Here is a 1,516-nt window from a genome sequence, read left to right on the forward strand (position 1 = left end):
TCCTGCACCATGCCACGCTTGAAGTCGGACACGCTGGACTTTGCCTTTTCCTTTGTGGAATACACCGCATAAGCGGTCTGTGTCGGCATATCCTTGATATTCTCTTTGACAGCATTTGCCTTGTCTTTCACTTTATTTTTCGTATCTAAGACAGCACCCACCTTTGAGCCTGCACGCTGTCCCACGCTGGAAGTGGTATTGCCCCGATTTTCTTTAGAAGCGGTATTTTTTCTTTCAGCCCGTTTGCCAGCAACGGCACTTCCAGCAACCGCACCAGCGACACCGCCCGAAATACCGCCAGCACTTACCGCCCTTGCAATACGGTGTTCCATACGCCTAGCCCGATGTCGCATAAACAGATACGGTCTGCGGAAAATCCTGTGTCCCATGCTTTGACTGTCGCCAGCATTAAGTGAGAACATACTCATTAAGTCGCCCAGCTTCATGTAGATACCAGCGAAACACACTATCTGCAAGAACGCCACCATAAAAAACGGATAGTCCGTGGAGATGTTATAAAACATACTGGAAATGCTGAACGCCACCGTTACAATGAGCGTTATTCCTGCCCGTGTCATTATGGTATTAAATACCCTTACGATTGCCTGCTTTGCCAGATTTTCTTGACTAGGTATCATGGAAAGTAAAAAGCTGATAGGTAAAAACATTGCAAAGATAATAAAAAGTATCTGGCTAAACAACATCATGCCAGTAAGCAAGAACACAAATATCGTGATACCTAAGTTGAAGAACAGTAGGAAGAACACCATACCTAAACGGTTTACGACCTGCGGTATCGTCAGATTGTTGTTGTCGTTATCCTCGATTTCTGTTTTCACGACTTCTTCTCTCGTTTTCCCGTCCTCGTCCTCTGGGCTTGCAGATACCAATGCGTCCACACGGTCTGTCCCGATTTCTTCTGCGTTGCTGTTGCCAAATTGCAGAAGTAGCCACGGCTGTTCTACTTGAATAGAAAATAGGCTGTCCCGTATCAAGTCCACGCTGTCCTTGCCCTCGCTGTCAGAATTAGGGAGCATGATTTTTGTTCCCAAGTCCAAAGAAGCGGTACTGATGTCTGATGAAAACTCATTTATCTTTTTGATGTAATCGGGAGCATAGGCAATAAATGAAGCGGACAGCACGAACACCACCACAAAGTTAATAACAGCGTGAAGAGCCTTGCTGGTTTCCCGTTTGATAAGTCCCGTATAGGCAACATAAAGTCCCACCACTAAGATAATGAGAAGCAGGAAACCAACATAAAAGCCAGAGCTGGAAAAACCGTTCTGTGTTACGCCTGCAAGGGTCTGTATGCTCTTTCCGATACTGTCTGCCATATCGTTAATAAAATCAAGTTTATAGGTTTCCTGCACCACATAGCCCGTGGCATTGCTTAAATAAAGGCTTATCGTCCAGACAAAGTTGGTAATACAGTAAAGCCCGTACTGCACAGATTTTCCGATACCGTCCAGCCAGTTCCACGGAAGCCACGACCAGCTATTATCCACATAAAAAT

At 45.5% G+C, this 1,516-nt stretch carries 1 protein-coding gene; it reads right to left on the bottom strand.

Features of this window, described 5'->3' with window-relative positions; genetic code table 11:
• Positions 1-1,516, bottom strand: a 1,516-nt coding sequence (locus LJD34_RS15885) for a CD3337/EF1877 family mobilome membrane protein (protein ID WP_227360355.1), incomplete at both ends; no start/stop codon positions are given.

It is taken from the genome of Faecalibacillus sp. MSK20_93, from assembly GCF_020589945.1.
GTDB lineage: Bacteria > Bacillota_I > Bacilli_A > Erysipelotrichales > Coprobacillaceae > Faecalibacillus > Faecalibacillus intestinalis.